A 23,185-nucleotide genomic window follows, 5' to 3' on the forward strand; every position below is an offset into this window, starting at 1 on the left:
TTCGGCGCCGCAAGAGGCGGGGCCGGTTGTTCATCCGATGGTCACCCCGCCGGGGCTGCGGGCCAGGCGCCACGCGGCCGGCACGGACAGGCCGTACATCAGCAGCCCGTACGCCAGCAGGGTGAGGGCCACCGTGGCGGAGGCGGTCGAGGCCACGAAGAGGGCCAGCGACAGGTTGCGGACGGTGGTCGTCATGACGACGGCCCGGCGCACCGCCGCCGGGCCGGGCCGGGGGACGAGCACAAGGGCCAGGCAGGCCGACACGACCGCGGCGATCACCGCGACGGTTTCCCAGCCGAGCTGCGGCAGCCGCCCGGCGCCGGTCACCACGAAGTACGTCACCAGCCCGGCGAGCAGCACGTCCGCGACCCGGCGCGCGCGCCGGTGCACGCGCGCGGCGAGGTCGGGCCGGCGCCGCCGCAGCACCATGCCGACGGCCAGCGGGACCAGCTGGCCCAGCAGCGCGGTGCCGATCAGCAGCAGCCCGCCCGGGCCGGCCGGGAGCACGTCGTGCCCGGCCACCGTCGCCCAGGCCGGGACGCTGATCAGGCCCAGCGGCGCGTGGATGCCCTGGAGCGCGGCGCTGACGGCCAGGTCCCCGCGGGCGTACAGGGTCAGCAGCGCGCCGGTCCCGCCGCCCGGTGCGGCCGCCGCCAGCACGACGCCCAGGGCCGCGTCCGGCGCGAGCTCCGCCAGGCGGGTCAGCGCCACGGCCAGCCCCGGCACGGCGAGCACGTTGAGCGCCACCGCGCCCGCGACCACGCCGGGCCGGCGGGCCAGGGTGCGGAAGTCGGCGACGGTCAGGGCCGTACCGATTGCCAGCATCGAGGCGATCAGCAGCGCCGCGACCGCGACCGTGCTCACCCGCGGGTCGCCGCGTGCCGGGCCGGCCGCAGCGCGCCCAGCACGTGGGCCGCGTCCCGGCCGACGCCGCGCAGGGTGGCCGACGCGAAGCTGCGCTGCCGTTCCAGACCCACAAAACCCAGACCGGGTACGGCGGTCGACAAGCCACCCTCGTGCATCGGCACACCATAGGCGTCGAGCGCCCCGGTGCCGTCCAGGAACGGCAGGTGCGGCCGGTAGCCGGTGGCCAGCAGCACCGTGTCGACCCGTTCGGACGCGCCGTCGGACCACACCGCGCGGTCCCCGTCGAGCCGGGCGAACAGCGGCCGGTGGTCGGGCCGCCCAGCCCGCAGCGCCGCCCGGTACCGGCCGTCGTCGATCACCGGCACCGGCCCCCTGGCCAGCCGCGGCCCGAGCCGGGACGAGTCCAGGCCGGTGCGGTGCAGCCACCAGTGGAAGTCGCGGCCCAGGTACCGCTGCGGCTGGAAGCGCAGCGGCCCGCGGGTGGTCAGGGTCACCCGCGCCGTGGCCGCCAGCTCGACGGCGATCTGTACCGCCGAGTTGCCGCCACCGACCACCAGCACCCGGGCGCCGGCGAACGGTGCGGCGTTGCGGTACTGCGCCGAGTGCAGCACCGTGCCGGTGAAGTCGTCCAGGCCCGGCAGCGCCGGCCGGTACGGGGACCCGAACCCGCCGGTCGCCGCCACCACCGAGCGCGCCCGGACCACCGTGCCGTCCGCCGTCGTGACACCGAACCCGTCGTCGTCCGGCTCGACCCGGGTGACCGGGCTGCCGAACCGGACCTCGGCGGCCAGCCGCGCGGTGTAGGCGGTCAGGTAGTCGACGACCTCGTCGCGCAGCGGGTAGTGCTGCGGGTCGCCGGGGAACGCGAGGCCGGGCAGCGCGGAGTATCCGGCCGGCGAGAACAGCGTCAGGCTGTCGTAATAGGACGGCCAGGAGCCGCCTGGCCCGGCCTGGGCCTCCAGCACGAGCGGCCGCAGCCCTCGGGCGGCGGCGACGTGGGCGGTGGCCAGGCCGGCCTGACCGCCCCCGATGATGACAACGTCCGCGGCACTCATCCGAGCAATGTATCGTCACATCGGAAAAAGACGAAACGTTGTGATGGGGCAGACTGAAACCTGATGACGACACCACCGGCCCTGGACGGGCCCGCCCGGGACTTCCTCAAGGCGCTGGCCAGCGAGACCCGCCAGCAGATCATGACGCTGTTCGCCGGCGGGAAGCAGCTCACCGTCGGCGAGGTGGCCGGCTGCTGCGGGCTGGGCCAGTCGACCGCCAGCGAGCAGCTGGCCATCCTGCGCCGCGGCGGTCTGGTCACCGCGACCCGCGACGGCAAGCTCGTCCGCTACCGCGCCGACCCCGCCTCGATCGGCACCCGGCTGACCGAGCTCCAGGGCTATCTGGCCTGCTGCTGCCCGCCCCCGGAGGGGTAGCCCACCCCGGTCACGCGTGCGCGGCCTCGTCGACGGTCAGCAGGGTGGCGAGCCGCTGCAGCATGCCCGGCCGGGCGCGGTAGTAGACCCAGCTCGCCCGCCGCTCCGCATCGACCAGCCCCGCCTCGCGCAGCACCTTGAGGTGGTGCGAGATGGTCGGCCCGGAGATCTCGAACGCCGGGGTGAGGTCGCAGACGCAGGCCTCGCCGGCCTCGGCCGAGGCGATCATCGACATCAGCTGCAGCCGGATCGGGTCACCGAGCGCCTTGAACGCGTGCGCCAGCGCGGCGGCGGACGCTGCCGGGACGCGGGTCGTGGCCATCGGCGGGCAGCACGGCACGTCGGCGACCGGCGTCTCTGATTTTGACATGCTTCGAGGTTGACAGATATCGAATCCACGTGCAACTGTCGGTTTCGACAGTCATCAAGTTCGACAGACGTCGAACCGAATCGAGGAGTGACCATGACCGAGACCCACACCCGCGGCAGTTCCCCCGCCGAGACGCTCGCCGTGAGCGGGAGCGGCGGTTGTTGCGGCGCCCCGTCCGGGGCGGCGCCGGACCAGCCCGAGCGGAGCGCGGCTCCGTGCTGCGGCACGACGGCCGCCGCCGTCGCCGAGGACTCGTGCTGCGGCGGCGCGGCCAAGGCCGAGGCCGTCGCCGCGGGGCAGGGCTGCTGCGGATAACCGATCCCGGGTACACTTCATCGTTGATCGGCGATTGACGATGAAGGGGTGGACGATGGCAGACCTGCTCGATCGGAGCACCGCGCGGGAGTACGCCTCCTGGTTCCGCGCGCTGGCGGACCCCACGCGGGTGCAGATCGTGGAGTATCTGGCCCGGCAGGCCCGGCCGATGCCGGTGGCGGAGATCGTCGCCGCGGCCGGGCTGGCCCAGTCCACCGTCTCGCAGCACCTGAAGATCCTCACCGAGGTGCGCTTCGTGCTGGTCGAGCCGGTCGGCACGGCCCGGCACTACCGGATCAACACCCGCTGCGTCGACTGCTTCCCGTCCGCCGCCGACGTCGTGATGGGCCGTCCCGCGCCGGCGGGAGCCTGCGCATGACCGCCGTGGTGATCCGGGCCATGCGGGCCGGGGACGCCGCCCAGGTGCTCGCGATCTATCAGGCCGGCATGGACGCCGGCAACGCCAGCTTCGAGCACACCGCGCCCGACTGGGCGGCGTTCGACGCGGGCAAGCTGCCGGACCACCGCTTCGTCGCCGTCGCGGCGGACGACCCCGGCACGGTGCTCGGCTGGGTCGCCGTCTCGGCGGTCTCCTCCCGCTGCGTCTACGCCGGGGTGGTCGAGCACTCCGTCTACGTGGATCCGGCCGCCCGGCGGCGCGGCGCCGGCCGGGCCCTGCTCGACGCGGTGATCGCCGCCACCGAGGCGGCCGGCATCTGGACCATCCAGTCCGGGATCTTCCCGGAGAATGCCGCCAGCCTCGCCCTGCACCGGGCCGCCGGCTTCCGCACCGTGGGCATCCGGGAACGGATCGGCCGTCATGTCGCCCAGGGCAACCGGTGGCGCGACGTCGTCTTCATCGAACGCCGCAGCCCGCACGTCGGCTGACGGCGCCGGGCCGAGGTTCATAGCCGGCTCATAGGCAGCGCATAGTTTCGAGCCTCGGTTTCTCAACTTCCCGACCGATGCTGATGTCATGACCACCTCGACCGCTCCCGCCGCCCTCGCCCCGCCACCCGGCCTCGCCCTTCCGCGGCGCCGGGTGACGCCGCGCTGGTGGGGTGACGCCGGTGGGCTCGCCGCCGGGCTGAGCCTGCTGGTCGTGACCGCCCTGTGGGTCAGCCACGGCGGCGTGCGGCAGGTCACCGGCGGCGGCTCGGACGCGGTGTCGGCGATCGGCCGGCTCACCGGGCTGTGGGCCTCCGACCTGCTGCTGCTCCAGGTGCTGCTGATGGCCCGGATCCCGGTGGTGGAGCGGGCCTTCGGCCAGGACCGGCTCACCCGGTGGCACCGGTGGACCGGGTTCGGCTCCTTCTGGCTGATGATCGGGCACATCGTGCTGATCACCCTCGGCTACGCCGGCGCCGCCCACACCAACGCCTTCGCCGAGCTGTGGGACATGATCCTCACGTACCCGGGCATGCTGCTGGCCACGGCCGGCACGCTGGCCCTGGTCATGGTGGTGGTCACCTCGATCCGGGCGGCCCGGCGCAAGCTGCGGTACGAGTCCTGGCACCTGCTCCACCTGTACGCGTACCTCGGCGTCGGCCTCGCGCTGCCGCACCAGCTGTGGACCGGCACGGACTTCATCGGCTCGGCGGCGTCGACCGCGTACTGGTGGACGCTGTACGCGGTCTCCGCCGGGGCGGTGCTGGTCTACCGGGTCGGGCTGCCCGCCTGGCGCTCGTGGCGGCACCGCCTGGTGGTCAGCCACGTACAGCCGGAGGGTCCCGGGCTGACCTCGGTCTACCTGACCGGGCGCCGGCTGGACCGGCTGCCGGTCCGGGCCGGGCAGTTCTTCCAGTGGCGGTTCCTCGACGGGCCCGGCTGGTCCCGGTCGCACCCGTACTCGCTGTCGGCCACCCCGAACGGCCGGCTGCTGCGCGTGACCGTGAAGGACCTCGGCGACGGCAGTTCCCGCGTCGCGTCGCTGCGGCCCGGCACCAGGGCGCTGATCGAGGGCCCGTACGGCAAGCTGACCGGCGAGACCTACCGGGGCGGGCCGGTGGTGCTGATGGCCTGCGGCATCGGGGTCACGCCACTGTTGTCGCTGCTCGGCGAGCTGAACTACCGGCCGGGTGAGGCGACGCTGATCTACCGCGCCCGGACCGAGGCGGAGGTGGCGTTCCGCACCGAGCTGGAGTGGTTCGCCGCCTACCGCGGGGTGCGGATCGTCTATCTGCTCGGCGCCCGCGCCGCCCGGCCGTCCTGGCTGCCCGGGCAGTTCGCCGACCACGCCGACGCCGACGCGCTGCGCGAGATGGCCCCGCAGATCGCCGGCGCGCACGTCTACCTCTGCGGGCCCGAGGCGTGGACCGACGCGGCCCGCGCCGCCGCGCTCGCCGCCGGGGCCGAGCCCGGCAACCTGCACACCGAACTGTTCTCCTGGTGACTCCGAAAAGGATATGAGCGATGCGACGGATCAGCTTGTGGTTGTTCTCCACCGTGGCGGCCGTGGTGCTGCTGTTCAGCTACCGCACCAGCACCAACACCCCCGCGCAGACCACCGCGGCCCCGGTCACGACCACCACGACCACCACGACACCCACGACAGCCGCCGAGCCGGACCCGACCAGCACCGGGTCGTCCGCGGAGACCGGCTCGAAGACCTACACGGGCACGGTCGCGTCCACCCGCTGGGGCGACGTGCAGGTCACCATCACCGTCACCGACGGCAAGATCACCGACGTCGGGGTGCCGGTCTACCCGCAGGAGAACCACAAGGACCAGGAGATCAACGCGTACGCCCTGCCGGTGCTCAAGCAGGAGACGCTGGCGGCACAGAGCGCGGACATCGACACCGTCTCGGGCGCCACGGTCACCAGCGAGGGCTACCTGGAGTCGCTGCAGTCCGCCCTCGACGCCGCCCACCTCTCGTGACCACCACCGCCGCCCCGCGCCGGGCCTGGGTCGAGCAGATCATGGGCCTGCCGGTGAGCATCCAGCTGCGCGGTGACCGGCTCACCGACGAGGGCGTCGAGCAGCGGGTCGCGGCCGTCTACGCCGAGCTGCGCCGCGTTGATGCCGTGCTCAGCCCGTACCGTGACGACAGTGATCTCTCGGCGTGGGAGCGCGGCGCGCTCCGCCTGGCCGACGCCGATCCGATGCTGGCGGAGGTTGTCGCCCTGTGCGACGAGGCCCGCCGGCGCACCGAGGGGTGGTTCGACCCGCGCGGGCTGCCCGACCCGCGCACCGGGGCGCCGCGCTACGACCCCTCCGGCCTGGTCAAGGGGTGGGCGGTGGAGCGCGCGGCCCGGCACCTCGGCACCCCGGACGGCTACGGGTGGTGCCTCAACGCCGGCGGCGACGTCCTGGTGCACACCCCGGCGGACCAGCCCGGGTGGCGGATCGGCATCGAGCACCCGGACGACCCGGCCCGGGTCATGCGCGTGGTCGAACGCCGTTCCGGCGCGGTCGCCACCTCGGGCAGCGCCCACCGCGGGGCGCACATCATCGACCCGTACGCCCGGCGGCCCGCGGCCGTGACCCGGGCAGTCACGGTGACCGGTCCCACTCTGCTGTGGGCCGACGTTTACGCCACCGCGGCCGCGGCGCGGGGGCCGGAGGCAGTGCCCTGGCTGGAGCGGCTCGACGGGTACGAGGCGCTGCTGGTGACGCGGTCGGGCCTGCTGCGGGTCAGCGCGGGGTGGCGCTGAAGTTGCCGGTCCAGGCCGCCTTCGCGCCGGAGTCACCGATCAGGTAGGTGTCGTAGCCGGCCGCCAGCGCGCTGACCAGGGCGAGCACGGCGACGACCCGGGTGACCGTGACGGACGCCGGCGCCAGGTAGGTGCGCCGCCCGGTCGTGCCGGTCTCCTCGCGCTGCCGCCACCAGATCAGCAGCGCCAGGACGGCCACCGGGAGGGCGACCCACAGGGCCGTCTCGCCGAGTTCGGCGTGGTCGTGCAGCAGCTCGGAGCCGGTGACCCGGTGCTCCAGCCACTCGCCGGAGCTGGTCGTCACGGGGACGAGAACGACCACGAGCACGGACAGGATCGCGTTCGGGGCGGCGAGGCGCCGGCGGGCCGCGGGCCAGGCAGCGGTCAGGACGAGCAGCAGGGCGGCGAGCGGGAGCAACACCACGATGGCGTGGACGAGCAGGATGTGTGCCGGCAGTCCGTTGACGGAGCCCATGAGAGTCCTTCCGAGGCGGCGGGCGCGGGCGCCCGAGGTCTCCGCGAAGGTTAGGGAGACAATCTTGGAGTCTTCCCATCTCCGGCCTGCGAGAGTGACCCGATGACGGACGCTGCGCCGCCCGCGGCGAGGGTGCTGGTGGTCGAGGACGACCGCGAGCTGGGCCCGCTGCTGCTGCGGCTGTTCCGCGGCGCCGGCTACGAGCCCGACCTCGCCCCGGACGGTCAGGCCGGCCTGCACCTGGCGCTGACCCGCCGGTACGACGCGATGATCCTCGACCGGGGGCTGCCGGCCATCGAGGGACTCGACCTGCTGGGCCGGCTGCGCCGGTCCGGCGTCACGGTGCCGGTGCTCGTGCTGACCGCGCTCGGCACGGTGGCCGACCGGGTGACCGGGCTGGACAGCGGGGCCGAGGACTATCTCGTCAAGCCGTTCGAGGTGGACGAGCTGCTGGCCCGCGTGCGGGTGCTGCTGCGCCGGCGTCCCGCGTCCGGCGAGCAGGTGGCGGTCGGCGGGGCGACGTTCGACCTGATCTCCCGGACGGTCACCGGGCCGGACGGCTCGGTCGTGGGGCTGTCGGGCCGGGAGAGTGATCTGCTGCGGCTGCTGGCCCGCAACCCGGCGCGGGCGTTCACCCGGGAGGAAATCATGGCCGAGGTCTTTCCCGACGCCGCCGGTGTCGCCCTGGTCGACACCTACGTGCACTACCTGCGGCGCAAGCTCGGGGCGGGCGCGGTCGGCACCGTCCGGGGTGTGGGCTACCGGCTCGGGCGCGGCTGATGCGCCGGGAGCCGGTGCGGCCCGACCCGGACCAGGTGCTGCTGGCGCGGGCGCGGCGGGTCATCGCCCTGCAGACCGCGGCCGCGATCACGGTGAGCCTGCTCGTGCTCGGCGTGCTCGCGCTGGCCGTGGTGATCCGGAGCCAGGACAGTGCCGCCGCGACGCTGCTGCGCAACACCGCCGCGACCGCGGAGGACGTGGCGGATCCGCCGCCGGACGTGTGGATCTTCGTGGCGGATCCCGCCGGCGGCATCACGGCCACCGCGGACGCACCCGCCGGGCTTCCCGACCGGGGCGCGCTGGACCGGGTGCGGGCCGGCGGGGCGAGCGAGACCACCGGCATCGACGGCCGCGAGGGCGGCTACCTGGCCCTGACCCGGCGGCGGGACGGCCGGGTGGTGCAGGTGGTCATGAGCCGGCACGAGCAGCACGAGGAGCGGGAACGGCTGCTCGGCGCCCTCGCCGCCGGGGAACTGGTCGGCCTGCTCATCGCCCTGCTGTCGGCGGCGCTGCTGGCCCGCCGCGCGACGGCCCCGCTGGTGGACGCGCTGGCCCGGCAGCGGCAGTTCGTCGCCGACGCCAGCCACGAGCTGCGGACCCCGCTGACCCAGTTGCACACCCGCGCCCAGTTGCTCCAGCTGGACCTGCGCTCCGGCGCGGCGGGCGCGGACATCACCGCCGACGTCGACCGGCTGGTCACCGGCACCCGGCACCTGGGCGAGGTCGTCGAGGACCTGCTGCTCTCCAGCCAGCTCGGCCACCGGGACGACGCCCGCGAGCCTGTGGACCTCGGCGCCGTGGCCGCGGACGTGGTCGCCGGCCAGGCCGACCGGGCCCGGGCGCAGGAGGTGGAGCTGGCGCTGCTCCCCGACGCCGGCGGGCCGTCGGTGGTCCCCGGCCACGAGGCCGCGTTGCGGCGGGTGCTCACCGCCCTGGTCGACAACGCGCTGAGCCACACGCCGGCCGGTGGGCACGTGAGCGTCGGCCTCGGCACGGACCACACCATGGTCACGGTGGTGGTCCGCGACGACGGCACCGGCTTCGACCCGGCCGACACCGAACGGCTGTTCGCCCGCTTCGCCCGCGGTGGCCACGGTGACAACCGCCGCTTCGGGCTCGGCCTCGCGCTCGCCCGGGAGGTCGTCACCGGGCACGGCGGCAGCATCGAGGCGTGGGGCCGGCCCGGGCAGGGCGCGGCCTTCACCATCCGGCTGCCCGCGGCGGGCCGGTGATGTCACACCCGCGGCTCGTGGCTCGTCCCCGGGGCATGACTCGAAAAACCTGGTTGCGGGCGGGCCTCGTCCTGCTGATCGTGCTGGACGGCAGCGTCGGCGTCTGGCAGTACTTCTTCCCGCGCTCCTTCTACGACGACTTCCCCACGGTGCGCCTGGACCCGCCGTTCAACGAGCACCTCGTGTCGGACGTCGGCGGGCTGAACATCGCGCTGGTGGGAGTGCTGATCTTCGCGGCGGTGCACCTGGAGCGCCGGCTGGTGCTGGCGGCGCTCACCGGTTTCGGCCTCTACTCGCTCACCCACTTCGTGTTCCACGTGCGGCACTTCGAGCACTTCTCACTGCGGGACGCCGTCGGTGTCGGCACCGGGCTGGGCCTCGAGGTCGTCCTGACGATCGCCCTGTTGGTGCTGGCCGGCACCCTGCCGCGGCGGTAGGGCATCAGACCCCCGTAATCCGGACAGGTCCTTGTCTTGTCGATAGACATCTCTCTATCCTCCCAGAGGAAAGCGCTTTCCTGGCGAACTTCCACCGATCCGGCGCAGCGGCACCAGCGTCCTGCCGACGGCGGGCGGCCCGCCTCGACGGCCCGCGAACGAGCATTCGACGACACAAGGTGAGGCGAGGATGAGAAGAACAGCTGCAGTGCGGCTCTCCGCGGCGGCGGCCACCGTGGCGGCCGGCGCCGCGATCGTGGTGGCGCTGCCGATGACGCAGGCGTCGGCAGCGGTCGGCGGCGTCACCGGCTACGCGACCCAGAACGGCGGCACCACCGGCGGCGCGGGCGGTCAGACGGTGCGGGCCACCACCGGGACGGCGATCCACACCGCGCTGTGCGGCCGGGCCAGCAGCAGCACCCCGATCATCATCGAGGTGCAGGGGACCATCAACCACGGCAACACCGCCAAGGTGTCGGGCGACAGCTGCAACACCGCGGCCGGGGTGATCGAGCTCAAGCAGATCAGCAACGTCACCATCGTCGGGGTCGGCAGCGGTGCGGTCTTCGACCAGCTGGGCATCCACATCCGCGAGTCCAGCAACATCATCATCCAGAACGTGACCGTCCGGAACGTCAAGAAGTCGGGCTCACCCACCTCCAACGGCGGTGACGCCATCGGCATGGAGAGCACCGTCCGCAACGTCTGGGTCGACCACGTCAACCTGGAGGCCTCCGGCGGGGAGTCGGAAGGTTTCGACGGGCTGTTCGACATGAAGGACAACGTCCAGTACGTGACGCTGTCCTACAGCACGCTGCGCAACTCCGGCCGCGGCGGCCTCATCGGCTCCAGCGAGAGCGACCGGACGAACGGCTTCGTCACGTTCCACCACAACCTGTACGAGAACCTCGACTCCCGCACGCCGCTGCTGCGGGGCGGCATCGCGCACATCTACAACAACTCGTACGTGAGCCTCAACGAGTCCGGCATCAACTCCCGGGCCGGGGCGCGCGCCAAAGTGGACAACAACTACTTCCGGAACTCCAAGGACGTGCTCGGCACGTTCTACACCAGCGAGGCCGGCTTCTGGCAGGTCAGCGGCAACATCTTCGACAACGTGACGTGGTCGGCGCCGGGCACCGACAACAACCCCGCCGGGCCCGACCCGGTGTCCAACACCACCGTGAGCATCCCGTACGCGTACAGCCTGGACGGGGCGAGCTGCGTGCCGGCGATCGTCGCCCAGACGGCCGGGGCCAACAAGGGCCTGCAGGTGTCGAACGGCAACTGCACGCCGACCAGCCCCACGGTGAGCCCGACCGTCAGCCCGACGGTCAGCCCGACCGTGAGCCCGACGGTCAGCCCCACCGGCACGCCGACGCCCACGCCGACGCAGCCCTCCGGCACGAACCTGAGCATCGGCGCCGGCTCCGACGGCTCCAGCAAGGCCAGCGGCACCGGGTACGGCAACGTCCGCGACGGCGACCTGAGCACGTACTGGTCGCCGGCCGGCGCCACCGGTGACATCTCGATCAAGTGGGGTTCGGCGACCGCGGTCTCCCGGATCAATATCCGCGAGGCCGCCGGCTCCGCGGGCAGCATCGGCGCCTGGCAGGTCATCAACCACGGCACCGGGACCGTCCTGGCCTCCGGCAGCGGCGCGCGGGTCATCAGCTTCGCCACGACGTCGCTCACCAAGATCACGTTCCGGATCACCAGCTCGACCGCCACCCCCAAGGTCGCGGAGTTCGAGACCTACGCCGCGTAGCGCCGGCGGGAGGGGCTGTCCGCGCGACGGCTCCTCCCGTACGGTCCTGGGGGATGACCATGCGAGGTGTCCTCACCGACCTGTCCGTCCCGCGGTATCTGGCCACCGCGGCCGCCCAGCGCCTGCCCGGCGGCCTCGGCAAGGGCGCAGGCTGGGGATCGTCGGGCATGATCTCGCTGCGCGACGACCTGCCGGTGCCGGAGCTGCCGGAGGCGCCCGGCTGGGTCCGGCTGCGCCCCGAGCTGTCCGGCATCTGCGGCAGCGACACCGCCGTCGCGCACGCCAAGACCGCGCTGGTGCTCAGCGCCTTCTACGCCGCGCGCCGGCAGATCTTCGGCCACGAGATCGTCGCTGTGGTGGACCGGGCCGGCCCCGGCGTCACCGCCGTGTCGCCCGGCGACCGGGTGACGATCGACCCGGTGCTGTCCTGCGCGCATCGCGGGTTCGCGCCCTGCCGGTCCTGCCGCGAGGGATTCCCGTACGTGTGCGAGCGCTTCGACCAGCCCGGGGTGACCCGGTGCCACTCCTCCACGCTGGGCTTCGACGCGACGCTGGGCGGCGGCTGGAGCCAGTACGTGGTCGCACACCAGACCCAGCTGCACCCGGTCGGCGCGATCCCGTCGCACCGCGCGGTGCTGGCCGAACCCGCCTCCATCGCCCTGCACGCGGCGCTGCACTGGAAGCGCCGCGGCGACCGGGCGGTGGTCGTGGGTCCGGGCACCATCGGCCTGCTCCTGATCGCGGCCCTGCGCCGGCTGCACCCCGACCTCGACATCACCGCCGTCGGCCCGGGCGCGTTCAGCCAGGCGCACGCCGTACGGGTGGGTGCCGACCGCGCGCTGGCGCCGGGCCCGCACGTCGTCGAGGCGCTCGCCGAGCTGCACGGCGGCCGGGTGATCCGGCCGCGCCTGACCCGGATCCCCGTCCTGGAGCAGGGCGTGGACGTCGTCTTCGACTGCGTCGCCCTGCCGCAGTCGCTCGACCTCGGCCTGCACCTGCTCCGCCCCACCGGCATGCTGGTGCTGGTCGGCGGCGCCGGCAAGCAGCCGGTCGACTGGTCGCTGGTGTGGAACCGCCAGCTGACCGTGCAGGGCACCGTCAACTCGGGCCCGGAGGCCGCGCTGGGTGGGCGGACCACCATGGCGCAGGTGGTGGAGTGGTTGGCTGATCCGTCCTATGTGGTCGACGGGCTGGTGACCCAGACGTTCGGGCTGGACGACTGGCGGACCGCGCTGCGCACCGCGTCGGCCGGGCCGCGGGCGGGCGCCGTCAAGGTCGCGCTCCGCCCCGATCCGGGCATCCCGCTGGTGTCCTAGATCCGGCAGCCCGGCATCGGCCCGTCTGAATACTGTGGAGTGCCGGTGCGCCACCGTGGGCGCGCGGACGACAGGGGGTCAGGCCGATGTCCCAGACGATGTCCCGCCGGACGCTGCTGAGCGCCACCGCCGCGGTGGTGGCCGGGACGGCGATCGGTGCCCCCGCGGCCGGCGCCGGCCGGGCCCCGTCCGCCCTGCGGGAGCTGGAGGACAAGATCCGCGCCGGGATGGCGAAGTACGGCATCCCGGGCGTGGCCGTCGGCCTGCTGCACCGCGGCACCGAGTACGTCCGCGGCTTCGGCGTGACCAGCGTCGACGACCCGCGGCCGGTGGACGGCGACACCGTCTTCCGGGTCGCCTCCACCACCAAGACCTTCACCGGCACCGCGGTGATGCGGCTGGTCGAGCGCGGCCGGCTGGACCTGGACCGCACCGTCCGCCGCTACCTGCCGGATTTCCGCACCGCCGACCCCGCGGCCTCGGACCGGGTCACCGTGCGGCAGGTCCTCAACCACAGCGCCGGCTGGCTCGGTGACTTCTTCCTGGACACCGGCGCCGACGACGCCGCCCTGGCCCGGTACGTCGCGGGGATGTCCCGGCTGCCCCAGCTCACCCCGCCGGGCGCGGTGTTCGCGTACAACAACGCGGCGATCTCGCTGGCCGGCCGGCTGATCGAGGTGGCCACCGGCACGACGTACGAGCAGGCCCTGCACGCGCTGGTCACCGGCCCGCTCGGGCTGCGGCACAGCGGGTTCTTCCTGGACCAGATGCCCGGCGCCGTGCTCGCCGTGCCGCACGCCAACGACGAGACCGGCGCGCCGATCGCGCTGCCGGAGCTGCTGGCCATGCCGCGCGGCGTGCACCCGGCCGGCGGCCTGATCTCCAGCGCCCGCGACCAGCTGCGCTGGGCCCGCTTCCACCTCGGCGACGGCCGGGTGCCTGGCGGCGGCCGACGGCTGCTCACCCCGCGCTCGCTGCGGGCGATGCAGTCGCACCCGGGTCCGGGCGGCACCCTCTTCGTCGAGCTGGACGGGGTCGGCGTGACCTGGCTGCTGCGCCCCACCGCCGAGGGCCCGGAGGTCGTGCAGCACGGCGGCGACTGGGCCGGGCAGCACTCCGGGTTCCTGATGGTGCCCGAGCGCGGCTTCGCGCTCACCGTGCTGACCAACTCCGAGGGCGGGCCGGGGCTCACCGCCGAATTGTTCGCCGACGACTGGGCGCTGCGCCGCTTCGCCGGGGTGCGGAACCTGCCGGCCGTGCCGCGCGCGCTGTCCGACGCCGCGCTCGCCGCCTACACCGGCCACTACACCGCTGAGCAGATCGGCTTCGACGGCACCTCGGACGTGTTCGGCGTGGACCTGGTCGCCGACGACGGGCAGCTCAGCGCGCGGGTGGGCGGCGTGGAGGGGCTGCGGCTGGGCTTCTACCGCCGGGACTACGTGCTGGCGCTGGAGCCGAGCGGCGCGGACACGCACTCCCGCGCGAACTTCGTGCGCGGCTCGGACGGCAGCGTCGCCTGGCTCCGGTTCGGTGGGCGGCTGTACCGCCGCAACGCCGCGACGACGCTGGGCGCCACCGGCACGCGGCTCCCGCTGCGCCCGGCCACCCTGCCGTACCCCGCCGTCTCCTGACGGGTCCCGGCCGCCCCGCCCGGCTACGACAGCGGGGCGGGGAGCGGCTCGCGGGCCGGCGGCGCCTCGATCGCCGACCTGTCCGGCACCGCCGGGCGCTCGCTGCGGACCGCCGCGATCCCGCCCAGGATCAGCGCCCCGCCCGCGAACTGCAGCGGCGTCAGCTTCTCGCCCAGCAGCAGCCAGGCGAACAGCGACGCCGAGACCACCTCGAGCAGCCCGATGAACGAGGCCAGCCGCGAGCCGAGCACGGCCGACGCGGTGATCCCGGTCGCGTACGCCACCGCCGTGCCGATGACCGCGACCACGAGCAGCGGGACCCACCACGGCAACGGCGAGCCGAACAGCGGCACGTCACCGAGGACAACGGTGAACGGCAGCAGGCCGGCGGCGCCGACCAGCGCGAGCACCATGCCGGCCAGCAGCAGCCCGGCGCCGGCCAGCGCGACCGGCGGCAGGTCGTCGGCGGGGCGGGCGGCGATCACGAAGTACAGCGCGCAGCCGATCGCGGCGCTGAACGCCAGCGCCAGCCCGACCGGGTCGACGGCCTGCAGCGCGCCGGGCCCGATCACCAGCACCAGGCCGCCGACCGCGAGCACGGAGCCCAGCAGCACCGTGGCCCGGGGCGCCCGCCGGGTGGTCGCCCAGGCGAACCCGACCAGCAGCAGGGGCGCCAGGTATTCGATGAGCAGGGCCGTCGACACCGGGATGCGCCGGATGGCGGCGAAGTAGGCGGCCTGGGTGAACGCCACCCCGATCAGCCCCATGCCGAGGACCCGCCACCGCGCCCGCCACAGTGACGCCCACCGGCCGCGGAGCGCGACCAGCACGAACGGCAGCAGCACAGCCCCGGCGGTGAGGGCGCGGGCGGTGACCGCCGCGGCCGGGGACCAGCCCGCCTCCAGCAGCGGCTTGACGAACGCGCCGGAGGTGCCGAACGAGACGCAGGAGATCAGCGCGGCGATCAGTCCGGTGGACCTCGACGACGACTTCATGGCACTCCCCGGTCCGGCTACGTCATGGGCTAAATTGGCTGACGACCCTGACGCTAGGGCGGTCCGAGTGAGGAGTCAACTTGCTTTTTGCCCCTGACACGGAGGAGTCGCTGGCCTTCGTCGTCGCCCTCGGCAACACCGAGGCCGGCGCCTCCCGCAGCGGCGAGGACGAGCTCGTGACCGTCGAGCAGCTCTCCGCCCTGCTGGTCCGGTTCTCCTACTCCGGGCGTTTTGACCACGACGAGGCCGAGCTGCGGGAGGTGCGGCGGGCCCGCGACCTGCTGCGCCGGGTGTGGACCCTGGACCGGGACGCCGCCGTGGAGTCGGTCAACGGGATGCTGCGCGACGCCGGCGCGCTGCCGTACCTGGTGCGGCACGACGGGCTGGACTGGCACCTGCACGCGACCGCGCCGGAGGCCCCGCTGGCCGAACGGATCCGGGTGGAGGCGGCGCTGGCGTTCATCGACGTGATCCGGATGAACGAGATGCGCCGGCTGCGGGTGTGCGCGGCCGACGACTGCGCCGGCCTGCTGCTCGACCTGTCCCGCAACGGGCTCAAGCGGTTCTGCAGCGTGCGCTGCGGCAACCGGATGAACATGATCGCGTATCGGGAGCGCGCCGCTCGCCGGTGACCCTTCCCCCTGTCGGGCAGCCCTCGGTACCGCTACGCTGGCGCCCCGTGATGATCTGGCAGGCCTCCGCGCGAGCCCGATGGACGCTGATCGCCGCCGTCGCCGGCAGCGTCCTGCTGATCGGGTTGACCGTGCTGGCCCTGCGGCCCGACCGGGAGCCGCCGCCGCTGGCCTTCGCCGAGCCGTGGTCACCACCGTCGGCGGCCGAGCCGGCGACCTTCCCCGCCGAGCCGGCCGATCCGTCCGTCCTGCCGATCTCCCCGCAGTCCACTGCCCCGGCGAGCGCCACCGGGACGCGCCCGCCCGCGACCCGCCGCCCCACGACCCGCCCACCGGCTCCGACGACCCGCCCGACGACGCCGCCGCCGGCCGCGCCCAACCTCAGCCTGCGCGGCGACGGGGAGGCCGACGGGTCGACCAAGGCGGAGGGCCGGAGCTTCAAGGACGTCCGCGACGGCAGCCTGAGCACCTTCTGGTCCCCGGTCGGGGTGACCGGGGAGGTCTCGATCAAGTGGCCGGTGCCGGTCACGGTGTCCCGGATCCGGATCCGGGAGGCGCCCGGCGGCGGCCGGATCGGGGCCTGGCAGGTGCGCAACCACGACACCAACGCGGTGCTGGCCGCCGGCAGCGGGGCCGGGACGATCACGTTCACGCCGGTCTCGCTGCGGAAGATCACGTTTGTGATCCGTGGCGCGGACGGCACGCCCCGGGTCGCCGAGTACGAGACGTTCGCCCGCTGATGACGCCGGGCCTCAGCTGAGGCGCAGGGTGGTGAGGCAGGTCGGCGCATCCTTGTCGGTGGTGAACGCCGTCTCGGCCACCTTGCCGCCGGACGAGACACGCAGGGTGCCCTTGATGTCGCGGGGCAGCCAGAACCCGGTGAAGCCGTTGGCGAAGACCGTCCGCTGCTCGTCGACCAGCACCCGGTCGTGCGTCTTGTCGACGATCGTGACCTGGATGTCCTTGCCGCCCAGCTCACCCTTGCAGGTGGTCAGCGAGTGATAGAAGCACTCGTGCGTCTTGTCGACGTACGGGGCGACGGACAGGTAGAAACGGTCGTTGGGGATGGCGAGGCTGAATTCCTGGGTGCCACCGGTGACGATCAGGGCGTCCCGGCGCACCGAGGCCTTCAGGTCGGCCGGCCGATCGGTGCCGCCCAGCCGGTCGAGCCGGTCGATGATCTCGACGGTGGTCTTGTTGTCGAGGCCGTACCTGGCCAGCAGCGCCTGCCCGGCCGTCGAGCTGGCCGAGGCGACCGGCTGCGGGGTGGTGCTGTTCGCGCAACCGGTCAGCAGGAGTGCGGACAGTGCTGCCGCGGCGGCCAGCCTTCTCATGATCGTTCCCTTCGCGTGGCCTCGCCGGTCGGAGTGGCGGGGCGGCCCGATAGGCAGCATCCGGCACCGGAACGCGTTTGGGTCGGGTCGAAAGTCCCCTTTGTTCGGGCAGTCGCGGCGCGGGGCATAGTGGTCCCTTGTGATGGACACACCGGCGCCGACCTGCCCCACCCACACCCGGCTCTACGAGGCCGGCCAGGTGGTGGCCGAGGGCTTCGACCCGCACGAGATCACCGACAAGCTGCGGGCGCACCCCCGGGCGGTGCTCTGGCTGGACCTCTTCGACCCCGACCTGGACGACCTCAAGGCCGTCGCCGCCGAGTTCGGGCTGCACCCGCTCGCCGTCGAGGACGCCGTCCACGACCACCAGCGGCCCAAGCTCGACCGCTATCCCGGGCACCTGTTCCTCAACGTCTACGACGTCGAGGTCGACCTCGACGCGCCCGGGCCGCAGCTGCGCAAGACCGAGATCAGCGTGTTCATCACCGAGCGGGCGCTGATCACCGTCCGCAAGTCGGCGGGCGATACCGCCAAGCTCATCGCGCGCTGGGACGCCGACGCCGGGCTCGCCCCGGACGCCGGGATCGGCTTCCTGGTCTACGGCCTGCTCGACGTCATCGTGGACGGGCAGTTCGCGGCGGCCCGCCGGCTCGACGAGGCGATGGACAAGACCGAGGACGAGATGCTCGAGGAGGGCGGCGCGCCCCGCGCGGTCCGGCTGTACGGCTTCAACCTGCGCAAGACGCTGGCCGCACTGCGCCGCCCGGCCGCGCCGATGGCCGGGCTCCTCGCCGACGTCATGCACGCCGACACCGCCCTGGTCGACGAGCATCTCGCGCCGTACTACCGGGACATCGACGACCACGCCCGGCGCACGCTCGACACCATCGACCACGCCCGCGACCGGATCAACAGCCTGCTCGACGCGGACCTCAACGAGCAGAGCAACGCCCTGAACGACGTGACCCGCAAGCTCGCCGCCTGGGCCGCGATCATCGCCGTGCCCACGGCGCTGACCGGCTTCTTCGGGCAGAACGTGCCGTACTGGGGTTACGAGAAGTTCTGGGGCTTCCTGCTGAGCCTGGCCATGATCCTGGTCTCGGCGACCGGGCTGTACGTCTATCTCAAGCGGCGCGGCTGGTTGTGACATCACCGCGGTGGTCTGCTTCGCTGAGGCCATGCAGAGACTGACGCACCAGGCCCGCCTGGAGTGGCACGGCTCGACGGGGGAGGGCTACCGGTCGTACCCCCGGAGCCACGCGGCAACCGCACCACCGGCCGAGGCGGCCCTGCACCTCAGCGCCGACCCGCACTTCCGGGGCGACGCCACCCTGCTGAACCCGGAGCAGCTGGTGGTGCTGGCGGCCAGCTCCTGCCAGCTGCTGTCGTTCCTGTCGCTGGCGGCGCGCCGGCACGTGAACGTCGTGCGCTACACCGACAACGCGGTGGGCCACCTCAGCGAGGACTTGCGCCGCGCCCGGATCGAGCTGATCGAGCTGGCGCCGGTGATCGAGGTCGCCCCCGGCACCGACGAAGCGCTGGTGCTCACGCTGGTCGGGCAGGCCCACGAGGAGTGCTACATCGCCAACTCCCTGAACTCGACAGTGACCCTCAAACCCACGATCCGGACCGCCACCTGAACCCGCCGCCGGTCAGAAGGTGACGACCGGGTTCCCACTGGCCGAGCCGGCGAGATCCGCTCGTCCGAGGTACCCGGCCGCGCGGCGGGCCGGTCGCCCACCGGTGTCGGCGGCGCTGCCCTTAGGGTGGTGCCCGTGCGTGACATCGCGGTTTTCACCGGGAGTGCCCACCCGGAACTGGCAGCCGAGATCTGTGATCACCTGGGCGTCCCGTTGCTTCCCACCAAGACCTCCCGGTTCGCCAACGATTGCATCGAGGTGCAGCTGCAGGGCAACTGCCGGGAACGAGACGTGTTCCTGATCCAGCCGCTGGTGCCGCCGGTGCAGGAGAACCTGGTCGAGCTGCTGTTCATGCTCGACGCGGCGCGCGGGGCGTCGGCCGGGCGGATCACCGTGGTGCTGCCGCACTACGCGTACGCCCGCAGCGACAAGAAGGACGCGCCGCGCATCTCGATCGGCGGCCGGCTGGTCGCGGACCTGTTGCAGACCGCGGGGGCGCACCGGATCCTCGCCATGACGCTGCACTCGCCGCAGGTGCACGGCTTCTTCAGCGTCCCGGTCGACCACCTGCACGCGCTCCGCGAGCTGGCGCACCACTTCCGTGGCTACGACCTGAGCAACACCGTGGTGGTCTCGCCGGACCTGGGCAACGCCAAGGAGGCCGCGGCGTTCGCCCGGCTGCTCGGCATCGAGGTCGCGGCCGGCGCCAAGCAGCGCTTTGCCGACGACAAGGTGGTGATCAGCTCGGTGATCGGCGAGGTGGCCGACCGCGACGTGATCGTGCTGGACGACGAGATCGCCAAGGGCAGCACCGTCTTCGAGCTGCTCGCCCGGCTGCGCGAGCGGCACGTCCGCAGCGTCCGGGTGGCCTGCACGCACGGGCTGTTCGCCGCGGACGCGGTGGCCCGGCTGTCGGCCGAGAAGGACATCGAGGAGATCGTCTGCACCAACACGGTGCCGATCCCGAAGGACCACCACACCGACAAGCTGACCGTGCTCTCGGTAGCGCCCGCGCTCGCCGAGGCGATGCGCCGCATCCACAACGGCGAGTCGGTCAGCGCGCTGTTCGCATGACATCGCTGGACGCCGTGCTGACCGCGCTGCTGGCCGTGCAGAGGCAGTCGTGGGAGCAGGGCGTCGCCGCGCAGGCCGCGCTGGATCTGGGCCGCGAAGACCTCGCGCTGCTGCTGGCCGAGGCGGCGGTGACCCGGCAGGCGGCGGACGGGCGGCTGGCCGACGTGGCCGAGCCGGGCGCGGTGAACGGGGCCGCGTGCGGGGAGGCGGTGCTGGCGGCGTACCGGCGTACCGGGAATGCGGTTTTTGCCGACGCGGCCCGGCGGCAGCTCGCCTGGCTCGCCGACGACGCACCCCGGGCCGGCGACGGCACGCTGTTCCACCTGCTCGGCGGCCGCGAGGTCTGGGCCGACACGGTCTACATGGTGGTGCCGTTCCTGGCCCTGTCGGGCCGCGCCGACCTGGCCCAGGCCCAGCTGGACGGGCACCGCCGCCGGCTCTGCGCCGACGGCCTGTACGCGGCGATCTGGTCGGAGGAGACCGGCTCGCTGCGCCGGGCCGAGCACTGGGGTGGCGGCAACGGCTGGGTGGTGGCGGCGATAGCGCGGACGCTGCGCCTGGTGCCCGGCTTCCCGGGGCGGGCCGGGCTGGCCGCCCACGCCCGCGAGGTGCTGGACGCCTGCCTGGCGCTGCGCCGGCCGGACGGGCTGTTCCACGACGTGCTGGACGACCCGGCGACGTTCCGGGAGACGAACGCGGCGCAGATGTTCTCCTACGCGGCGTCGGTGGGCGCGGCCGACGGCTGGCTGCCGGGCTCCTACGCGAAGGTCGGCCGGGACCTGCTGGCCGCGGCGAGCCGCGAGGTCGACCGGTTCGGTGTCGTCCGCGGCGCGTGCGGCTCCCCGCGCTTCGACCGGCCCGGTACGTCCGCGGAGGCCCAGGCTTTCCATCTGCTCGCCGCCCGCGCCCGCTCTGCACTCCCGTCCGACGTCGCGGAGGCGCGGACGCGGGCCGGTCAGCTCCCGGACTGAGGCACCGGCTGCGGTCCGCAGAGCGAGCGGATCGCGCCCAGCAGGGTCGACCGGGTGAACGGCTTCTCCACCAGCAGGCTGTTCGCGTCCAGGTGCAGCTGCGGGCCGAGCGACGCCGCGGTGTAACCGGACATGTAGAGCACCGGCAGGTCCGGGTGGTGGGTGCGCAGCGCCGCGGCCAGCTCCGGGCCGGTCATCGCCGGCATCACCACGTCGGTGATCAGCAGGTCCGGGTGGGCGCCCGCGGCCACCTGGGTGACCGCCGTCAGCGCGTCGGTGGCCACCGTGATCTCGTAGCCGGCCGGCGCGATCAGCCGTTGCACGAGCTGCGCCACCTCCGGCTGGTCCTCGACGATCAGCACCCGGCCGATCACCGACGGGGTGCTCTGCCGGTCCACCGCGGGTCCGGTGCGCTCCTCGGCGGCCGGCAGGTACAGGTGCACGGTGGTGCCCATCCGCGGCTGCGACTCCAGCGAGATGTGCCCGCCGATGCCCTGCACGACGCCCGCGGCGGTGGCCAGCCCCAGCCCGGCCGCGGTGGGCCGGGTGGTGAAGAACGGCTCCAGCGCCCGCCGGCGGGTCTCGTCGCTCATGCCGGTGCCGGTGTCCTGGATGACCATGTGCACCAGCCGGCCGGTCGGCGCGCCCTCGGCCAGCTGGCCCGGCTCCACCACCTCGTTGGTGGCCGCCACCCGCAGCATGCCGCCGTGCAGCATCGCGTCCCGGGCGTTCGCGGCCAGGTTGACCAGGGCCTGCTCCAGCGGCCCGCGCTCGGCCCGGACCGGCCAGATGTCCGGCCCGAACGCCAGGTCCAGGCCGATCCGCTCGCCCAGCGTACGGCTGAACAGGCTCTGCACGTCGGTGAGCAGGTCCGGGATCGGGATGACCTCCGGCCGGTTCCCCTCGGTGCGCCCGAACGCCAGCAGCTGATGGGTGAGCGTGCGCCCGGTGCTGACCGCGTCCATGATGTCCTTGGCCATCTGGTGCTGCGGCGAGCCCTCGGCCGTGGTCGTCGCGATCATGTCGGCGGAGCCCTGGACCACGGTCATCAGGTTGTTGAAGTCGTGCGAGATGCCGCCGATCAGCTGGCTCATGCTGTCCAGCCGGCGCAGGTGGTCGAGCTGGCGCTTGAGCCCGCGGGCGTCGATGTGGTCGGTGGTGTCGGTGATCATGCAGAGCACCCGGCCGTGCGCGCCGTGCTCGTCGGCCAGCGGCATCATGCTCATCCGGACGCTGCGCTGCGAGCCGTCCGCGCGCATCAGCCGGGCGCCGCCGACCGTGGAGCGCCCGGCCCGGCACTCGATCAGCCGGCGCATCAGTTCGGCCTGGCCGTGCTCGTCCAGGAAGCCGCGCAGTGACACCCCGATGAGCTGGGCGCGGGGCAGGCCGAGCACCACGCCGATCGGCTCGTTGGCGTAGGTCGCCACGCCGTCGGCGTCGAGCTGCAGCACACCCTCGGGAATGGTCTCCAGCACCCGGCGGTAGCGCTCCTCGCTGGCGCGCAGCCGCTCCTGCGCGCGGGTCGAGGACAGCGCCAGCGACAGCTCACCCGCGATGTCCCGGGCCAGCTCCACCTCGGCGTCGGTGTAGACCGAGCCCGGGGTCGCCCGGATCAGGATCAGGTAACCGGCGTACGTGTTGTCCACGATCACCGGGCACAGCACGGCGGCGTGCACCTCGGGGCGGTGGCCGCCCGGGTCCACGTACGCCTGGTGCCGCGGCCGGGGCAGCTCGGTGAGCGGCTCGTCGCCCTCGCCGGCCAGGACCACCGGCCGGCGGCTGGCGGCCAGCCCGGTGGAGAACTCGTCGTCCGGCTGCTCACCGTCCCGGTCGAGCAGCCGGGCGTACGGCCGGGTCAGCTCGTCGTCGGGGTGGTGGAACGTGATCGGGTCGTACCGGCCGTCGTCGCGCAGCAGCTGGACCCCGGCGCCGTCGCCGAGCATGTCCGCGGCGGCCTGCGCGGCGGTGGCACGGACCGTCGACGCATCCTGGGATGCGCGGCTGAGCGCCAGGGCCAGGTCGGCCAGCGCGTATCGGAGGGGATAAGCCATGACACCCATGTCGTTCACTATCTGCAATCCCGCGAGGCGTCGTGGCCGTTTCCCGGCAAACAAACCGTCCGGCCGAGGGTGATCCCTCCCGTCACACCTGTTCCGCCGCGAACCAGGCTTGAGGACGAGGTCGCCGATCGCGTACACCGGGCACGGACGGCGGGGCCGAGCGCCCGCTCGGCGCGGGCGATCCGGTCGAAGTCCTCCTCCG

Annotated in this window: 26 protein-coding genes; 19 read left to right on the plus strand and 7 right to left on the minus strand. The window is 73.5% G+C overall.

Annotation, left to right across the window (positions count from 1 at the left end):
- Nucleotides 1-30: 30 nt before the first annotated feature.
- Together ACIBQZ_RS40150 and ACIBQZ_RS40155 are read right to left on the minus strand one after the other, a co-directional pair.
- Entirely contained in the window at nt 31-864 is an 834-nt protein-coding gene (locus ACIBQZ_RS40150; RefSeq protein ID WP_396094200.1) for a hypothetical protein, read from the minus strand.
- Complete coding sequence (locus ACIBQZ_RS40155; RefSeq protein ID WP_396094201.1) at nt 861-1,922, minus strand: flavin-containing monooxygenase; 1,062 nt, start codon at nt 1,920-1,922, stop codon at nt 861-863. Before ACIBQZ_RS40155 ends, ACIBQZ_RS40150 begins: the two co-directional genes overlap by 4 nt.
- 63 nt (nt 1,923-1,985) lie before the next feature.
- Between ACIBQZ_RS40155 and ACIBQZ_RS40160 the strand changes: the two genes are divergently transcribed.
- Nucleotides 1,986-2,297, plus strand: coding sequence for an ArsR/SmtB family transcription factor (locus ACIBQZ_RS40160; protein WP_396094202.1), 312 nt, complete (start codon nt 1,986-1,988; stop codon nt 2,295-2,297).
- 10 nt (nt 2,298-2,307) lie between these two features.
- On the opposite strand, the gene ACIBQZ_RS40165 is transcribed toward ACIBQZ_RS40160, so the two are convergent.
- Complete coding sequence (locus ACIBQZ_RS40165) at nt 2,308-2,667, minus strand: ArsR/SmtB family transcription factor (protein ID WP_396094203.1); 360 nt, start codon at nt 2,665-2,667, stop codon at nt 2,308-2,310.
- A 93-nt stretch (nt 2,668-2,760) separates the two neighbouring features.
- On the opposite strand from ACIBQZ_RS40165, the gene ACIBQZ_RS40170 reads away from it, so the two are divergent.
- The 6 genes from ACIBQZ_RS40170 to ACIBQZ_RS40195 all read left to right on the plus strand — a co-directional run bounded on the left by ACIBQZ_RS40170 (nt 2,761) and on the right by ACIBQZ_RS40195 (nt 6,638).
- Nucleotides 2,761-2,982, plus strand: coding sequence for a hypothetical protein (locus ACIBQZ_RS40170; RefSeq protein WP_396094204.1), 222 nt, complete (start codon nt 2,761-2,763; stop codon nt 2,980-2,982).
- A 55-nt stretch (nt 2,983-3,037) separates the two neighbouring features.
- The gene (locus ACIBQZ_RS40175) at nt 3,038-3,361 is read left to right on the plus strand and encodes an ArsR/SmtB family transcription factor (RefSeq protein WP_396094205.1); all 324 of its coding nucleotides are present in this window, start codon (nt 3,038-3,040) and stop codon (nt 3,359-3,361) included.
- Nucleotides 3,358-3,870, plus strand: coding sequence for a GNAT family N-acetyltransferase (locus ACIBQZ_RS40180; protein ID WP_396094206.1), 513 nt, complete (start codon nt 3,358-3,360; stop codon nt 3,868-3,870). The genes ACIBQZ_RS40175 and ACIBQZ_RS40180 overlap by 4 nt, the downstream gene beginning before the upstream one ends.
- Before the next feature lie 88 nt (nt 3,871-3,958).
- Complete coding sequence (locus ACIBQZ_RS40185) at nt 3,959-5,374, plus strand: ferric reductase-like transmembrane domain-containing protein (RefSeq protein ID WP_396094207.1); 1,416 nt, start codon at nt 3,959-3,961, stop codon at nt 5,372-5,374.
- Nucleotides 5,375-5,394: 20 nt separating this feature from the next.
- Nucleotides 5,395-5,862: an FMN-binding protein gene (locus ACIBQZ_RS40190; RefSeq protein WP_396094208.1), complete on the plus strand. Its 468-nt coding sequence runs from the start codon at nt 5,395-5,397 to the stop codon at nt 5,860-5,862.
- Nucleotides 5,859-6,638, plus strand: coding sequence for an FAD:protein FMN transferase (locus ACIBQZ_RS40195; RefSeq protein WP_396094209.1), 780 nt, complete (start codon nt 5,859-5,861; stop codon nt 6,636-6,638). Before ACIBQZ_RS40190 ends, ACIBQZ_RS40195 begins: the two co-directional genes overlap by 4 nt.
- Here the strand turns inward: ACIBQZ_RS40195 and ACIBQZ_RS40200 are convergent.
- A complete protein-coding gene (locus tag ACIBQZ_RS40200; protein WP_396094210.1) occupies nt 6,619-7,113 on the minus strand; it encodes a DUF2231 domain-containing protein in 495 nt (164 codons plus the stop codon). The two genes, ACIBQZ_RS40195 and ACIBQZ_RS40200, sit on opposite strands and share 20 nt — an antisense overlap.
- A 102-nt stretch (nt 7,114-7,215) precedes the next feature.
- On the opposite strand from ACIBQZ_RS40200, the gene ACIBQZ_RS40205 reads away from it, so the two are divergent.
- The 6 genes from ACIBQZ_RS40205 to ACIBQZ_RS40230 all read left to right on the plus strand — a co-directional run bounded on the left by ACIBQZ_RS40205 (nt 7,216) and on the right by ACIBQZ_RS40230 (nt 14,277).
- Complete coding sequence (locus ACIBQZ_RS40205; protein ID WP_396094211.1) at nt 7,216-7,893, plus strand: response regulator transcription factor; 678 nt, start codon at nt 7,216-7,218, stop codon at nt 7,891-7,893.
- On the plus strand, nt 7,893-9,125 hold the full coding sequence (locus ACIBQZ_RS40210) for a sensor histidine kinase (protein ID WP_396094212.1): 1,233 nt from the start codon (nt 7,893-7,895) through the stop codon (nt 9,123-9,125). The genes ACIBQZ_RS40205 and ACIBQZ_RS40210 overlap by 1 nt, the downstream gene beginning before the upstream one ends.
- A 35-nt stretch (nt 9,126-9,160) precedes the next feature.
- Entirely contained in the window at nt 9,161-9,562 is a 402-nt protein-coding gene (locus ACIBQZ_RS40215; protein WP_396094213.1) for a hypothetical protein, read from the plus strand.
- Nucleotides 9,563-9,752: 190 nt separating this feature from the next.
- Nucleotides 9,753-11,330, plus strand: a complete 1,578-nt coding sequence (locus tag ACIBQZ_RS40220; protein ID WP_396094214.1) for a polysaccharide lyase family 1 protein — start codon at nt 9,753-9,755, stop codon at nt 11,328-11,330.
- Nucleotides 11,331-11,383: 53 nt separating this feature from the next.
- On the plus strand, nt 11,384-12,646 hold the full coding sequence (locus ACIBQZ_RS40225) for a zinc-binding dehydrogenase (RefSeq protein WP_396094215.1): 1,263 nt from the start codon (nt 11,384-11,386) through the stop codon (nt 12,644-12,646).
- 86 nt (nt 12,647-12,732) lie between these two features.
- The gene (locus tag ACIBQZ_RS40230) at nt 12,733-14,277 is read left to right on the plus strand and encodes a serine hydrolase domain-containing protein (RefSeq protein ID WP_396094216.1); all 1,545 of its coding nucleotides are present in this window, start codon (nt 12,733-12,735) and stop codon (nt 14,275-14,277) included.
- Between the two features lie 23 nt (nt 14,278-14,300).
- Here ACIBQZ_RS40230 and ACIBQZ_RS40235 read toward each other — a convergent pair whose 3' ends face one another.
- On the minus strand, nt 14,301-15,272 hold the full coding sequence (locus tag ACIBQZ_RS40235; RefSeq protein WP_396094217.1) for an EamA family transporter: 972 nt from the start codon (nt 15,270-15,272) through the stop codon (nt 14,301-14,303).
- An 80-nt stretch (nt 15,273-15,352) separates the two neighbouring features.
- Here ACIBQZ_RS40235 and ACIBQZ_RS40240 point away from each other — a divergent pair, with 80 nt between their 5' ends.
- Nucleotides 15,353-15,904, plus strand: a complete 552-nt coding sequence (locus tag ACIBQZ_RS40240; protein ID WP_396094218.1) for a CGNR zinc finger domain-containing protein — start codon at nt 15,353-15,355, stop codon at nt 15,902-15,904.
- A gap of 47 nt (nt 15,905-15,951) precedes the next feature.
- Entirely contained in the window at nt 15,952-16,644 is a 693-nt protein-coding gene (locus ACIBQZ_RS40245) for a hypothetical protein (protein ID WP_396094219.1), read from the plus strand.
- 12 nt (nt 16,645-16,656) lie between these two features.
- Here ACIBQZ_RS40245 and ACIBQZ_RS40250 read toward each other — a convergent pair whose 3' ends face one another.
- Entirely contained in the window at nt 16,657-17,238 is a 582-nt protein-coding gene (locus tag ACIBQZ_RS40250) for a CueP family metal-binding protein (RefSeq protein ID WP_396094220.1), read from the minus strand.
- 142 nt (nt 17,239-17,380) lie between these two features.
- Between ACIBQZ_RS40250 and ACIBQZ_RS40255 the strand changes: the two genes are divergently transcribed.
- The 4 genes from ACIBQZ_RS40255 to ACIBQZ_RS40270 all read left to right on the plus strand — a co-directional run bounded on the left by ACIBQZ_RS40255 (nt 17,381) and on the right by ACIBQZ_RS40270 (nt 20,923).
- Nucleotides 17,381-18,385 carry a magnesium transporter CorA family protein gene (locus ACIBQZ_RS40255; RefSeq protein WP_396094231.1) on the plus strand — a complete coding sequence of 335 codons (1,005 nt, stop codon included), beginning with the start codon at nt 17,381-17,383 and terminating at the stop codon, nt 18,383-18,385.
- 31 nt (nt 18,386-18,416) lie between these two features.
- Nucleotides 18,417-18,878, plus strand: coding sequence for an OsmC family protein (locus tag ACIBQZ_RS40260; RefSeq protein WP_396094221.1), 462 nt, complete (start codon nt 18,417-18,419; stop codon nt 18,876-18,878).
- Between the two features lie 135 nt (nt 18,879-19,013).
- Nucleotides 19,014-19,952, plus strand: a complete 939-nt coding sequence (locus tag ACIBQZ_RS40265) for a ribose-phosphate diphosphokinase (protein WP_396094222.1) — start codon at nt 19,014-19,016, stop codon at nt 19,950-19,952.
- Entirely contained in the window at nt 19,949-20,923 is a 975-nt protein-coding gene (locus tag ACIBQZ_RS40270; protein ID WP_396094223.1) for a glycoside hydrolase family 88 protein, read from the plus strand. Before ACIBQZ_RS40265 ends, ACIBQZ_RS40270 begins: the two co-directional genes overlap by 4 nt.
- On the opposite strand, the gene ACIBQZ_RS40275 is transcribed toward ACIBQZ_RS40270, so the two are convergent.
- The gene (locus tag ACIBQZ_RS40275) at nt 20,908-22,983 is read right to left on the minus strand and encodes a response regulator (protein ID WP_396094224.1); all 2,076 of its coding nucleotides are present in this window, start codon (nt 22,981-22,983) and stop codon (nt 20,908-20,910) included. The genes ACIBQZ_RS40270 and ACIBQZ_RS40275 overlap by 16 nt on opposite strands.
- Between the last annotated feature and the right edge of the window lie 202 nt (nt 22,984-23,185).

This window comes from Actinoplanes sp. NPDC049599 (assembly GCF_044465625.1).
In the GTDB taxonomy this organism is placed as follows: Bacteria; Actinomycetota; Actinomycetes; order Mycobacteriales; family Micromonosporaceae; genus Actinoplanes.